Genomic DNA, 13,933 nt, shown 5'->3' on the forward strand with positions numbered 1-13,933 from the left:
ACAGCTTTTCAAACTATAACCAGTCAGATTGCCTACATTATAAATAATTTATGAATAATATGCAACTAACTTTTCAAGGCGTACATTAAGATACCTGCTGCGACACTGGCGTTGAGTGATTCAGCTTGTCCATAAATCGGAATATTTACGATTTTGTCAGCTGAATCGAGGACCTCTTCACTGATTCCTGCTCCTTCGTTGCCAATGATAAGCCCCATTTTGTCACTCGCTTCTGCCTTATGAAATGAAACAGCATTTGTAAGTGCTGATGCCCAGATCGTAAATCCATCTTCTTGCAGCACGGAAATGCGTTCCGGTAAATTCACATAACGAATTGGCATATGGAATAAGGATCCCTGTGTGGCCCGGACGACTTTATCATTGTACACATCAGTTGTTCTCTCACCTATCATCACCATATCAAAGCCTGCTGCATCGGCAGTTCGTATCATTGTACCGAGATTGCCGGGATCCTGAATAGCATCAAGCAGCAATACTGTGTCACAGACGTGTACCTCTACCTCCTGCATCCGGACAACCGCCGCAATCCCCTGAGGCGACTCGGTCCGGGTCATATGCTGCATCACCTGGGTGGTGACCACAACAGGCGCGTAAGGTTCACACCAGTGAGGAATGTCAACATCTTCTGCCACAATCATTTCCTCGATTAGCCAGTTGCTCCGGTAAGCTTCTTCAATTAAATGAAAGCCTTCAACAAGAAATGTGCCGGATAGCTTACGTCCTTTCTGTTTATGCAATTTCTGCCACCGTTTAATGTTTTGATTCTGCAGCGATGTAATCATGATGGTCTCCTTATTACCATTTTCTTATATCATACATATTCCAGACTGTTCTGGTCAAACTAGTCGTAGCTTATTATTCAGAAAAGGTGATTTCATGGATTTAAACCTGCGTGAGGCTATTCTCTACAACATAGCCCAAAACAATCAAGAAGAACTGGAAGCAACCATAAGTGACGCTGTCCAGGGAGGCGAGGAAAAGATGCTGCCTGGATTGGGTGTCCTTTTTGAATTAATCTGGAAGCAGTCTGATACTGAAAACAAGCAGCATATGATCGAATCTCTGGAACACGGTGTTCAACAAGCTAATACAGACCAATGAATAATTTGAAGAGGCTGGGACATAACAAAAGCGACTAACTCAAGCGTCGACGGAGACGCCTGCGGGAGCAACGGGTAGGTGAGACCGCGGAGAAGATGTCTTTTTTGAGCGGTTCAGTCACGCAAGTGGTTCGCACTTTGTCTCAGCCTCTTTTTAATGTCCAACTATTCACGTGTCACATACAGCATTCCATTGAAATTCTTTGTTGCCTTATAACCATTTCCGTTTTAAACTGATAATAATGGCAAGGAGGAGTTAATTTAATGGATATACGCTCTATGCAGTCATTTATACAGCAACAAGCCATGCAAACATTGGCTTCGCCAGCATCCAGCCAAAAATCAGGATCATCATCGACATCCATGTTCAATTCATTATTTAAACAGATGCTTGAACAGCAGATTACAAACACCATACCGAGTGAGCAAAACCCGCCGGATAACTACAAAGCCGTGCAGCCTAACCTGGCAGGAAACAGGCAAGATTTACAAACAGCCGCAAACAGCCAAATTTCTGACAGAATAAATGATCAGCCTAATATGACAGAGGCGGCAGGACAACCAGACACATATAACGCATACATAACAGACGCAGCTGAGACATATGATGTTGACCCAAATTTAATTCAGTCCGTTATCAAAGCTGAATCGGACTTTAATACTAATGCAACCAGTGACGCTGGTGCACAGGGATTAATGCAGCTTATGCCAGCAACGGCTGGATCACTTGGTGTAACAAACCCGAAAGATCCGCAGCAGAACATTGACGGTGGAACAAAATATTTAAGTCAAATGCTTAACAGGTATAATGGCGATACTGAACTTGCCCTCGGAGCTTATAATGCCGGTCCAGGAAATGTGGACAAACATCAGGGCTTACCGCCATTTCAGGAAACCAGGCAATATGTGAATAAAGTGATGACAGATTATCTGGCATGACTTCCCAGACGCTGGTAATGAAAACGCCCGGATGCTCATCCGGGCGTTTTTTATTAACTCTTAATTAAATTTGATTTCATTTACTTTGTCAGCATTCAGTTTTTTAATCGTTGCAACGATCAGATTCACGGCATTTTCAAAATCGTCACGATGCAAAATAGCAGCATGTGAATGAATATAACGTGTGGCTATCGTAATCGATAATGACGGAACACCATCAGCCGTTAAATGGATCGATCCAGAATCGGTACCTCCGCCGGCAAGCGATGCAAATTGATATGGGATATGATTTTCATCAGCCGTATCGACAACCAAATCGCGCACACCTTTGTTCGGCACCATCGAAGCGTCATAAATAAGAATTTGCGGCCCTTTACCAAGTTCACTGTCCGCTTCTTTATCAGACACACCTGGCATATCACCGGCAATACCGACATCAACGCCAAAGCCGATATCCGGCTGAATCGTACGAGCTGCTGTACCCGCACCGCGCAGACCAACTTCTTCCTGAACGGTTCCGACACCGTAAACGATGTTAGGGTGCTGGGAGCCCTGCAGTTGTTTTAACGCTTCAATGGCAATTGCACAGCCGATCCGGTTGTCCCATGCTTTAGCCATCAGCATCTTTTCATTGGTCATTGGTGTGAATTCAAAGTAAGGGACGATTGAATCACCGGGCCGGATACCGAAATTTTGCGCTTCCTCTTTGCTTGAGGCGCCGATATCAACAAACATATCTTGAATATCAACCGGTTTTTTGCGTTCTTCAGCCGAGAGCACATGCGGCGGTTTGGAGCCGATTAAACCTGTAACATCGCCGTTTGCCGTCATAATCGTAACACGCTGGGCAAGCATTACCTGGCTCCACCAGCCCCCGACAGTCTGGAAATAGACAAAGCCATTGCTGTCTATGCGGGTAACCATAAACCCAACCTCATCCAAATGGCCGGCAACCATGATTTTTGGCCCGTTCTTTTCACCAGTTTTTTCCGCAATCAAGCTGCCCAAATTATCCGTATACACGTTATCGGCGCAGGGAGTGATATACTGCTCCATGACATTTCTTGGTTCCTTCTCATCTCCGGGGACCCCGCGTGCATCGGTTAAATCTTTCAGCATCGTATTCATTTTATCCATATGTAACAGCCTCCCTTTTCATGCTCCGTCATTATTATAACGCTAAAATCAGAAATGACAAAATATTTTTTACTAATACCCTTGATTCTGCCGCTCATAGTTAATGTCATTCTTTTTTAAGTAGGCTGTCATTACGGCCGTCTCATCAAACCCAAGTAACTTGCCTAACTGTATGAAACGCACGAACAGCTGCTTATAAGCTGCTTCGCCAGGTTCCTGGTAAAAAGCAACACAATCGCTGTATACCAGCGTGAATTGCCCGGTCACATTTGTATTGGCTGGTTCCACTTCTCTTGCATCAAACCGATAGCCCTTCTCCAGACCCAGTGACAATATAAAATGAATTCCGTCAACATATTCCTCCAAAATGACAGATTGTTCATTTTTCGGTTTTGTACTCCAAAATTTAAAACATCTGGTTTCATTAGCCAGTTCACCCAATTCCACCAGCAAAGCTAAATACTTTTCCCGGAAGAGATCTCTGTCCGACAAATTGTGCTGCGCTTCAATATAAGTATCTAAATGTTCCTGCATTGTATACAGCGCTGACCAGTCCATTTTCCCACCTCATTTCACATCTTTAAAACAATTCTATCACGAAACGCTTAAATTCGGGAACATTCAAGATGCTGGACTGTTGAAAAAAAGTTGGGACACAAATATCCTGTCAAACGATAATCCGGACAACCTGAATAAACGCTTGCATGAAAGAAGCCGCTGCGGAAATAGATCTCGTTTTCCACAGGCGGCTGGTGAATCTCCGGCGTGCATTAACGCACACCGGAGTCTTTCCTATACGCTATTCTTTAGAAGTCACCGCCTATTCCACCGCTCATGTTAATTGGCAGGCGTTTTTGATATTGACGACTTTTTGCCCCTGTCTCATGGACCTTCACTTCAGGTGCTCGCCTGAAAAAAATCCTGCCATTTGATAATAATTTCTTTACGGCGCAATAAATAAATAAGTGGTAATAAAACAAGCAAAAAAACGAAGATATATAATGGCGATAAATGTGACAGCCACCTGCCGACAGATGTATAAACAAATGCCAGCGGGATGTTGGTCAGCAGTGACGCTTTGGTGTACGCTCTGAAGCTTTCCGATGCTTCAAGCAAACAGAGTGATAACAAATGAAAATGGATAAATGGCACAAGTCGCAAAAGAGCCACTTGTGATGTTGTCATAGCCGTACTGTCGCCCATTAATTTTTGTTTTAAGCGGGTGAGTTTGTCAAATGTCCTGGGCATCCAGCGAATCAGCCCATAAAAAATCATGCTGGAAAGGGTAATTCCGATCACCGAATACAGTGTTCCAGCGACCGGCCCAAACATGATCCCTCCTGATATACACATAAAAACAACTGGCAAAAAGAATAAGGGCCGTAATAAATGGAAGCTAATAAATAAAACCGGTGCGAACAGGCCGCCTGTTTCAATAAGTATCATGATGTTGTTTCCAAGCTGCTCCATTCTTTCGCCTCCTTTCTCCGGCGCCTGCCCTATTTATACCAGTACATCTGTATGACAAGAGACGAGCCTTTATGACATAACTGCCGAGAAACAAAAAACGGCCAAATCCATTAAGTGGATCTGACCGTCAATCACAGTTCATTTTATTTCAAGGCCGCTTTTGCTTTATCAGCTAACTGGCTGAATGCCTGTTCATCATTAACGGCAAGCTCTGACAGCATTTTACGGTTCACTTCGATACCTGCCTCTTTCAAGCCATGCATTAAACGGCTGTATGACATATCGTTCATACGAGCGGCAGCATTAATACGCGCAATCCACAGTTTGCGGAAATTACGTTTCTTCTGCCGGCGATCACGGTAGGCATAATGACCGGATTTCATTACCTGCTGTTTAGCTATTCTAAATAAGGAATGTTTTGAACCGTAGTACCCTTTTGCTAGCTTTAAAATTCGTTTATGACGCTGACGCGTTACTGGTCCACCTTTTGAACGTGGCATGTTCATTACCTCCTAATACAATTGAAAATCGTTGGTTCGTCCCATTGTTAAAGTTGGTGCCGCTTATTTATTTTGCAGCATCGTTTTGATACGTCTGTAATCACTGTTGGAAACTGTCGTTGCTTTACGCAATTTGCGCTTTTGCTTTTGTGATTTATTCGCGAACATGTGACTTGTGTATGCGTGACCGCGATTTAACTTTCCAGAACCTGTTTTGCGTAAACGTTTCTGCGTTCCTTTATGAGTTTTCATTTTAGGCATATGAGTATCCTCCTTGTATCATCAAGCATTTATTTTTCTTTTTCTTTACTTGGGGCAAGCATCATAAACATATTGCGGCCTTCCATTTTAGCTTTGGATTCAAGCGTTGCCACATCTTTTGTCTCTTCTGCCAGCCTGTCAAGCACTTCCCGGCCAATTTCCTTGTGCGTGATCGCTCGTCCGCGGAACCTGACAGCCGCCTTCACCTTATCACCATTGCTTAAGAACTTCCGCACATTCTTAAGTTTCGTGTTAAAATCATGCTCGCCAATTCCCGGAGTAAAACGCACCTCTTTAACATTAATGACCTTTTGTTTTTTACGCGCTTCTTTTTCTTTTTTCTGCTGTTCAAAGCGATACTTGCCGTAATTCATAATACGGCATACCGGCGGTTTGGCATTCGGAGCTACCAGCACCAAATCCAAATCTCTTGTCTGCGCGATATCCAGTGCTTCGTTGCGTGATTTTACTCCTAACTGATCGCCATTCGAATCTATCAGCCGCACCTCGCGGGCACGGATTTTTTCATTGACGTACATTTCTTTGCTAATCGTCAAACACCTCCAAGATATTGTCCGTGATCTGTCGTTGACAAGCGCATTTATTACAAATAAAAAAGTGTCGGTACACAGGCACCCACACGTCTCCAATAATTGTTGGATAAGAACCAGCCGACAGCTTTCATGCGTCGATCAGGTGAGAAGCGGGTGCTTCTACTTGTCTCAGATCAATTTTTCAGCCTTTACAGAATAGCACTTAATTAACTATATGTCAACTGCTGTCAAGACACTGTAAAAGCTTTAATTATATTATAACATGGTTTTGGCTAAAAAAGAAGCCCGAACGCATGGCATTCGAGCTTCTCAGGTTAGGAATGTTTCTGCAGTACTTTTTGTTCAACTTCCTCTTTAATCAGCGACTCAAAATCATCATAGTTTAGTGTCTCCGTTTGTTCCTCACCGTAACGCCGCATATTGACAGTGCCGTTCGTCATTTCCTTATCTCCCAGCACAAGTGAAAATGGAATTTTTTGTGTCTGTGCTTGTCTGATTTTATAGCCAATTTTTTCATCACGCTCGTCCACATTAACGCGCATGCCTGCATAGCGCAGCTGGTCTGCTATTCTTTTGGCATAATCAAGGTGTGCATCCGGTGATACTGGGATCACTTCTGCCTGTACCGGTGCCAGCCATGTCGGGAATGCCCCTTTGTACTCTTCAATCAGAAAAGCCACGAACCGTTCCATTGTGGACACAACACCGCGGTGAATAACAACCGGACGGTGCTCCTCGCCATCCTGACCAATATAAGTCAGATCAAAGCGCTCTGGCAGCTGATAATCAATCTGTACTGTCGACAGCGTCTCTTCCTTTCCGATGGCTGTTTGCACCTGAACGTCCAATTTCGGACCGTAAAAGGCAGCTTCACCAATTGCTTCAACGTAGTCAACATTCATGTCTTCCATCGTTTCTTTCAGCATGGCCTGTGCTTTATCCCACATTTCATCATTGTCAATGTATTTCGCTTTATCTTCCGGATCGCGGTAAGACAGCCGGAAATAATAATCTTTAATGCCAAAGTCCTCATAAACCTTTTGAACAAGCTCTACAACCCGCATAAATTCATCTTTCAATTGATCTGGACGAGCAAAAATGTGCGCATCATTCAAGGTCATCGCACGTACACGCTGCAGTCCTGAAAGAGCACCAGATGCTTCATTACGATGCATCGTGCCAAGTTCTGCAATTCGAACCGGCAGCTGACGGTAACTGTACATCTGGTTCTTAAAGACCATCATATGATGCGGGCAATTCATCGGACGAAGCACGAAGTCTTCATTATCCATTTCCATAACCGGAAACATGTCGTCCTGATAGTGCTCCCAGTGACCGCTTGTTTTATACAATTCTGAGCTGCCTAAAACAGGTGTATACACATGGTCGTAGCCAAGCCGCTCTTCAAGATCGACAATATAACGTTCGATATTGCGCCGGACGGTTGCCCCTTTTGGCAGCCAGAGCGGCAAGCCTTGTCCAACTTTTTGTGAGACACTAAAGATTTCCAGTTCTTTGCCTAATTTGCGGTGATCACGTTCTTTGCGCTCTTCCAGAATGCGAAGATGTTCATCAAGCTGGCCTTGTTTTTCGAAAGCTGTTCCGTAAATACGCTGAAGCTGCTTATTATCACTGTCGCCGCGCCAATAGGCACCTGATACACTCATCAGTTTGAAGGCTTTAATTTTGCTTGTTGAAGGCACATGCACCCCACGGCACAGATCAAAAAATTCGCCTTGCTTATAAATCGTGACTTGCTGATCCTCAGGGATGTCATCGATTAATTCCAGCTTAAGATCATCACCGATCTCTCTAAACATCTGTTTTGCTTCATTCCGTGACACTTCAACACGCTTGATTTCCAGATTTTCATCTATAATTCGCTTCATTTCTTTTTCAATCTTTGGAAGATCTTCAGGCGTCAGCGTATGTTCAAGATCCATATCGTAATAAAAACCTTCCTCAATAACAGGGCCAACACCAAAATTAACCTCGCCATACAGCCGTTTGACCGCCTGAGCCATTAAATGTGCTGCAGAATGACGCATGATGTCAATTCCTTCCTGATCGCTGTACGTGATAATTTCAATCGCTCCGCCATGAGGCAGTTCACGCCGAAGATCATACAGCAGACCATCCACTTTAACGGCCAGTGCTTGTTTCTTTAACCCGGAGGAAATCGAACGTGCAATATCTTCGCCCGTTGTCCCTCCCGCAAATTGTTTGTTCGTCCCGTCGGGGAACGTGATCGTCATATCTGTCATCATAACCGCTCCTTCGCTTTTATACTCAGCCACTAAAAAACGCCCGTCCCTTCACTTGAAAGTAAAGGGACGAGCGTCCTGCACGTGGTTCCACCCTGATTTCCGCATAGATTGCGGCTTCATTAACCTTTAACGCAGGCATTCTCGCTGTTGTTTACGAAGTGATCCACAACAGAGTTCAGAGGTGGTGACCATTTAGCCGGTAAGGGGAAGTTCTCAGCCGCAGACTTCCTTCTCTTCTCTTGCCGTATGCTAAATAGCTGTGGCCTCATCAGCACTTTTAAATGATGAATCGTATAGAACATATTATAGCTGTTACAACTAATAATATCAACCGGTATCACTTAGATTTTAAATGGAGTGGAAATGGAAAATGTCTTAGAGATGTAAATTCAGCTCTTTCCTGAAATATATTGATGATAGTCAGTGTTTTCGGTTCGGACGGATCATCTCCATATATTTTAATAGTGTTCGGCGCCATTGTAATCAGTGGTGACAAATTCAGCTCATTCGCATCTAAACCAGTTATATAAAGAGGTTCCTTCTGCATAAGTGTCTGCAGCTCCATAGTGGAATATTGTCTGCCATCCGGGCGAAAAAACGTAAACGTCTCACCTTGTATAACATACACTGTATCCATTAAAGAAGGTCGTTTGCTAACATAGCCCCTGAGCATATCAAGAAATGCCTGATGATCTTCTTCACGTTTAAATTCATCAATGGCCAGTCCAACGTAATAAATAATGTCATCTTTGAAAGATTTTAATTGAAAGTTAATAACGGAATCAAAATGAAGCTCTCCAGTATGCTGAATATTAGCCAGAAAAATTGAATCCAGCAACTGACCCGGATCCTGATTATTTCGAACCATCTGACTATCACCATCATCACCTAGAATAATCCAGTGGGATAAGTCCATAATACGTTCTATTTCGGCTGAGCTCGTATAATAGTAGAAGCGTCTGATGACAAATCCGATCATACCTGTTAATCGATGTGACATGTACACACCCGCCATTGCACGGGCAACTGTTTCAAGAAAATGGCTATTATCCGACTGATTGTCCAATTGTAAATGATTGCCCCATTCCTCGGCAGTTTTCCAATGCAATTCAATCTGTTTATTTAATTGAAACAGCCTTTCACAGAAACTGATTGTTTCTTTATCTGACTCAAAGTAAACCTCCAGCAAATACATCACCCTCATCCAACCAAACTGATACATTATATGGACCGCATAATCAAAACATGTATGGTGTCAAGAAACTAGTAAATCTTCATGGCTTGGCTGTTGTGGTAGGATATGCTGATTAACAAGTAATGTCAGGTTAAACAACATAAAAAAACAGCACCTCCTGCAGAACGGGAAGAAGATGCTGCTTTGTAAAGACTGATCCGAATGTTGTTAAACACGCTCTGAAAAGATGTGTGACTGATCAGCCATCACGGCGGTTTTCACCTGATAGACTGACTTCTCGGCTGACCTGCTTAACCCGTTCGAGGATACGGCCAGCCTTGACCATTTCACTGCCGCCGCGGTTCGTCAAAGCGAGCTGTTCCTCCAATTGTGCCATACTATAGTTGGAGGTGAAAAACACTGGTAAATTCTCCATCATACGATATTGCAGTATTGAGCCAAGTATTTCATCCCTGAACCAGGCTGATTGCGTTTCAGCGCCAATATCATCCAGCATCAGAACATCAGCCGTTTTAAAATAATTCATCTTTTCATTAATCGAATCATCTTTAATAGAATTTTTCATTTCCCTGACAAATTCGGGCATATAGATAAGCGTCGATGATACGTGATGCTCTTTTAAAGCATTGGCCAGCGCTCCCAGAAGATACGTCTTGCCAACGCCAAAAGGGCCATAAAAATAGATACCTTGGGATGGAAGTTCTGATTGCGCATTTTCTAAGAAAAGCAGCAGCTCACGGATGCTGTTTCCTCTTTCACTGTCATGCTCAATATCGGCAATGGATGCGTTTAAAATATCTTTTGGCATGTACAGGCTTTGAATCAGATTTTGCTGCTCTTTTTGCTTTTCATAATCAATCCGATTGTAGCATTTTTCATAGAGAAGCCTGATGTCCCCATTCTCCACACGCAGAACAGGTGAATACCCCTGGACCATATTGATACAGCCGCCGAATGACTGACAGCGATCACACTGCTTCGACTGCGTCTTGTATTCATACAGCCTGATCAAATTTTTATTGATAGTGCTCTGTGTCAGTTGTGGATGCCGCTCAAGAAATGCCTTGATTTCCGGATCATTAAGAACATCTTCCCGTATTTGCCGGTAGTTTGCCTGAAAATCTTTATTTTGCTGCATCCATTTTCTTAATTCAGATTGTACGGGTTCCATTTAAACCATCCTTATAAATGACGATTCTACTTTTTGGAATACTTGCGCAGAAGCGCTTCAGTTTCCTGCCACTCTTCATCAGTACTAACCGTTTGCTGCTGTGTTTGTTCCGACTGTTTTTTGCGCTCTTTAAACCAGTCAGGAATAACTTCTTTTGATGTTTGCCTGCGATCGTTTTTCTGTTTCGGCTGTTTTTTCTGATTCTGTAATTGCTGCCGTTTAGCAAAGTGCATGGCTTCTCTGGCTGTTTGCAGATTAGCACGTGACCAGTGACTCGCAATCGTCTCCATATACGCTTTTGACAGCTTCATATCCGATTGCAGCAGAACGTAGTGTATGAGAACGTTCATAACCGGTGACGGCAAACCTTGTGTTGCCATGACTTCCCTGATAACTTTAAGGTCCTGGCCGGAAGCCTGCCCGCCGCTGGACAAATCTGCAAGAAGCTGGCTCGGTGAAATGTTTTCCATTTTCCGGATGAGCTGTTCTTCTTTTGTTGTCGGCTTATCCGCAGAATGCGTTTCTTCTGAATGTGTCTGATTAACCGTGTTTTCCTGTTTCTCGGTCAGTTTGATAGAAGCTTGCTGGTGGTTAGTCTCAAATACATCATGACAAGCTTCCTTGAATTCCTGTGCATTAAGTGTATTATCACTCGTAAGGGCCCATAATACAGCTTTTTCCACTTCATATTCAGCGAGACCGTATAAGGTCATCATTTGCGATATCAGCCGCTTATTAGCAGTGGTCAAAACCTTTTTTACCGGTATCAGCTGCGATTCGAGCCTCTGTTCTATCCAGGAAAAATCAATCGATGAAGCCGTATCATCTTGGGTATTATGTGCAGCATCAGTGATAGCCACATCGTCTGTATGCAGCTGAAAGGTCTGAAATACATCACTGAACGATGCCGTAATGTCCGTCCCTTCCCATGTGGACGAATCCTCGAAATACATTTTCAGCATGTCAAATTTATCCTGACCAATATGATGATAAAGCAACTGCGTCAGCATATCATCTGAGAAAAATTGGGCAGGTGTAAAAGGGGGATGCAGTTCATAAAGATATGTCGTATGTTCAGCAGATTGCTGCCTGAACGTTCTTAGCAAACCAATCCCTTCCAGCTTTCGCCGGGCGCGATAGATAGCATCGAGCGGCAAATCCATGTAGTTCATCAGTGTGTGATGCGTCTGTGCTGAATCCATCTGCAAGTCCTGTTCATTTACAAGCGTGATATATAAGGAAACAGCCTGAATGCCGATCAGAGGCTGATAGAGATGTGTTAAAGATGTTGTGTAGTCAGATGAAAGACTGCCAGTCAGTAAAACCCGGTAACCTTCAATTGGCAATATCTGTCCGATGTCACTCATTAGCCTAACCCTTTCCTTATTACAGCATACCGGAACATCAATCAGATGGCTCTTTATCGGATTTTATCAAATCCTTCAGCTCATCAAAAAATACGGACAAGTCTTTGAATTGGCGGTAAACAGAAGCAAAGCGAACATAGGCGACTTCATCGACTTCTGAAAGCCGTGTCATCACCATTTCACCCACCTCATTACTCGCCACTTCTGATATACCGGCATCACGTAATTCTTTTTCCACGTCAATAGCAAGTTCTTCGATGTTTTCCAGAGGAACAGGCCGTTTTTCGCATGCTTTAAGTAATCCGCGCACAAGCTTTTCACGGCTGTATTCTTGTCTGTTGCCATCCTTTTTAACGACAATCAAGGGTGTCTCTTCTATCCGCTCGAACGTTGTAAACCGAAAACCGCATCGTTCACATTCCCTGCGCCTGCGAATCGACCGGCCCTCTTCTATCGGGCGGGAATCCAATACTTTGGTGCTTTTGTTCTGACAATTTGAACATCGCATACTGCTCAACCCCATTCGCTTTCGCTGATACTGCCGTCATTCATTCATAGCAAGGTAACGAAATGACACACAGAACATTGTTCTCCAGCAGCTGCTGGAATACATTAAAGCAGCTAGGCTTAAGCATGCCCTGTTGTTCGTCCCACAAACGACCTTACTCATTCATGATATGTATACTTATTATAACACGATTTCCTGTTCTAACGGAATAAAAAAAGATTGACGCATTTCCTGATCAAAATGGTCAATCTCTTTTAACTAACAGCACTAGGAAATCTGCGGCTGCTCTTTCTTAACCCGGTCTCCAGCATAACGGACAAGATCCACAACCCGGCTGGAATAGCCCCATTCATTATCATACCAGGCAAGGATTTTAATTTTATTATCCTCGAGCACCATCGTCGATAAACCATCAATAATGGCCGAATAGTTTGTTGTTGTGTAATCAACTGAGACAAGCGGCTCATCGCTGTACTGAAGGATGCCTTGCATGTCATTTTCCGCAGCATTCCGGAAAAGATCGTTAATATACGCTGCTGTGACCGGCTCCTCCACATCAATAACTAAATCAACAAGTGATACATTTGGCGTTGGTACGCGTAAGGCTGTGCCATGCAATTTCCCTTCCAGATGCGGCATGACATCACCGATTGCTTTGGCCGCGCCGGTTGAAGTGGGAATGATTGATTGCGTACAGCCGCGAGCACGCCGTAAGTCTTTATGCGGGTTATCAAGGTTCTTTTGATCGTTGGTAAATGAGTGTACAGTGGTCATCAACCCATTTACGATCGTCAAATGATCATCAAGCACCTTAATAACCGGAGCGAGACAGTTGGTCGTGCATGAAGCATTTGAAAGAACCCTGTCACCGTCAGGATTAAACTGTGACTCATTCACACCCATAACAATGGTCCTGTCGACTTGCTTACCGGGTGCCGTAATGACAACTCTATTGGCACCAGCCTGAATATGGCGGCCGGCCTCTTCTTGTGTTTTGAATTGACCTGTCGCTTCTACAACAATATCAATCTCATATGCTTGCCATGGCAGTTTTTCCGGTTCACGTGTCCTGACAATCGCGATTCGCTTGCCATCCACTTCCAGTTCATCCTGCAGAGCCTTTACGTCCCTGTCAAAGATACCATGAATACTATCATATTTAATAAGATGGGCAAGTGTGTCAGCAGGATAATTGGCATTGATGGCTGCAATATCCAGATCATCATCTTTTACCGCCTGCCGGAAAACCATTCGTCCTATGCGGCCAAATCCATTAATTGCAATCCGCGTTTTACGCATATGTCATCCCTCATTATATGTTATACTTTTTGTTCTTTGTATTAATTAGTATAACACATTTCAGGAATAGTGTGACCGCTTTCAGGAAAAATTCTGCTTTATTTCTAATAATTTATAATAAATTCTGCTAAACAACCAGTGATA

At 43.5% G+C, this 13,933-nt stretch carries 15 protein-coding genes and 1 other annotated feature; of the genes, 2 read left to right on the plus strand and 13 right to left on the minus strand.

The window, feature by feature from the left end:
• Window positions 1-65 precede the first annotated feature (65 nt).
• Window positions 66-803 (minus strand): TrmH family RNA methyltransferase, encoded by a 738-nt coding sequence (locus ACZ444_RS09740; protein ID WP_382358496.1) that lies wholly within the window; start codon window positions 801-803, stop codon window positions 66-68.
• Window positions 804-897: 94 nt separating this feature from the next.
• Between ACZ444_RS09740 and sspI the strand changes: the two genes are divergently transcribed.
• Together sspI and ACZ444_RS09750 are read left to right on the plus strand one after the other, a co-directional pair.
• Window positions 898-1,122 (plus strand): small acid-soluble spore protein SspI, encoded by a 225-nt coding sequence (gene sspI, locus ACZ444_RS09745; RefSeq protein ID WP_382358497.1) that lies wholly within the window; start codon window positions 898-900, stop codon window positions 1,120-1,122.
• 263 nt (window positions 1,123-1,385) lie between these two features.
• Window positions 1,386-2,060 carry a lytic transglycosylase domain-containing protein gene (locus tag ACZ444_RS09750; protein ID WP_382358498.1) on the plus strand — a complete coding sequence of 225 codons (675 nt, stop codon included), beginning with the start codon at window positions 1,386-1,388 and terminating at the stop codon, window positions 2,058-2,060.
• Between the two features lie 60 nt (window positions 2,061-2,120).
• Here ACZ444_RS09750 and ACZ444_RS09755 read toward each other — a convergent pair whose 3' ends face one another.
• The 12 genes from ACZ444_RS09755 to ACZ444_RS09810 all read right to left on the minus strand — a co-directional run bounded on the left by ACZ444_RS09755 (window position 2,121) and on the right by ACZ444_RS09810 (window position 13,789).
• Window positions 2,121-3,197: a M42 family metallopeptidase gene (locus tag ACZ444_RS09755; protein ID WP_382358500.1), complete on the minus strand. Its 1,077-nt coding sequence runs from the start codon at window positions 3,195-3,197 to the stop codon at window positions 2,121-2,123.
• 72 nt (window positions 3,198-3,269) lie between these two features.
• On the minus strand, window positions 3,270-3,755 hold the full coding sequence (locus ACZ444_RS09760; protein ID WP_382358501.1) for a dUTP diphosphatase: 486 nt from the start codon (window positions 3,753-3,755) through the stop codon (window positions 3,270-3,272).
• Window positions 3,756-4,094: 339 nt separating this feature from the next.
• Window positions 4,095-4,667 (minus strand): TVP38/TMEM64 family protein, encoded by a 573-nt coding sequence (locus tag ACZ444_RS09765; protein ID WP_382358502.1) that lies wholly within the window; start codon window positions 4,665-4,667, stop codon window positions 4,095-4,097.
• A gap of 143 nt (window positions 4,668-4,810) precedes the next feature.
• A complete protein-coding gene (rplT, locus tag ACZ444_RS09770) occupies window positions 4,811-5,167 on the minus strand; it encodes a 50S ribosomal protein L20 (RefSeq protein WP_382358503.1) in 357 nt (118 codons plus the stop codon).
• Window positions 5,168-5,230: 63 nt separating this feature from the next.
• Window positions 5,231-5,428 (minus strand): 50S ribosomal protein L35, encoded by a 198-nt coding sequence (gene rpmI / locus ACZ444_RS09775; protein WP_382358504.1) that lies wholly within the window; start codon window positions 5,426-5,428, stop codon window positions 5,231-5,233.
• A gap of 29 nt (window positions 5,429-5,457) precedes the next feature.
• A complete protein-coding gene (gene infC, locus ACZ444_RS09780; RefSeq protein ID WP_382358582.1) occupies window positions 5,458-5,967 on the minus strand; it encodes a translation initiation factor IF-3 in 510 nt (169 codons plus the stop codon).
• A 67-nt stretch (window positions 5,968-6,034) separates the two neighbouring features.
• Window positions 6,035-6,153: a sequence feature (ribosomal protein L20 leader region), on the minus strand.
• Between the two features lie 143 nt (window positions 6,154-6,296).
• Window positions 6,297-8,246 (minus strand): threonine--tRNA ligase, encoded by a 1,950-nt coding sequence (gene thrS / locus ACZ444_RS09785; protein WP_382358505.1) that lies wholly within the window; start codon window positions 8,244-8,246, stop codon window positions 6,297-6,299.
• Between the two features lie 340 nt (window positions 8,247-8,586).
• On the minus strand, window positions 8,587-9,438 hold the full coding sequence (gene ytxC, locus ACZ444_RS09790; protein WP_464433288.1) for a sporulation protein YtxC: 852 nt from the start codon (window positions 9,436-9,438) through the stop codon (window positions 8,587-8,589).
• Between the two features lie 244 nt (window positions 9,439-9,682).
• The gene (gene dnaI / locus ACZ444_RS09795) at window positions 9,683-10,615 is read right to left on the minus strand and encodes a primosomal protein DnaI (protein ID WP_382358507.1); all 933 of its coding nucleotides are present in this window, start codon (window positions 10,613-10,615) and stop codon (window positions 9,683-9,685) included.
• A 26-nt stretch (window positions 10,616-10,641) separates the two neighbouring features.
• Window positions 10,642-11,982, minus strand: coding sequence for a replication initiation and membrane attachment family protein (locus tag ACZ444_RS09800; protein WP_382358508.1), 1,341 nt, complete (start codon window positions 11,980-11,982; stop codon window positions 10,642-10,644).
• Window positions 11,983-12,019: 37 nt separating this feature from the next.
• Window positions 12,020-12,490 carry a transcriptional regulator NrdR gene (nrdR, locus tag ACZ444_RS09805; RefSeq protein WP_382358509.1) on the minus strand — a complete coding sequence of 157 codons (471 nt, stop codon included), beginning with the start codon at window positions 12,488-12,490 and terminating at the stop codon, window positions 12,020-12,022.
• 267 nt (window positions 12,491-12,757) lie between these two features.
• Window positions 12,758-13,789, minus strand: a complete 1,032-nt coding sequence (locus tag ACZ444_RS09810) for a glyceraldehyde-3-phosphate dehydrogenase (protein ID WP_382358510.1) — start codon at window positions 13,787-13,789, stop codon at window positions 12,758-12,760.
• Window positions 13,790-13,933 lie beyond the last annotated feature (144 nt).

Source organism: Lentibacillus kimchii (genome assembly GCF_055381965.1).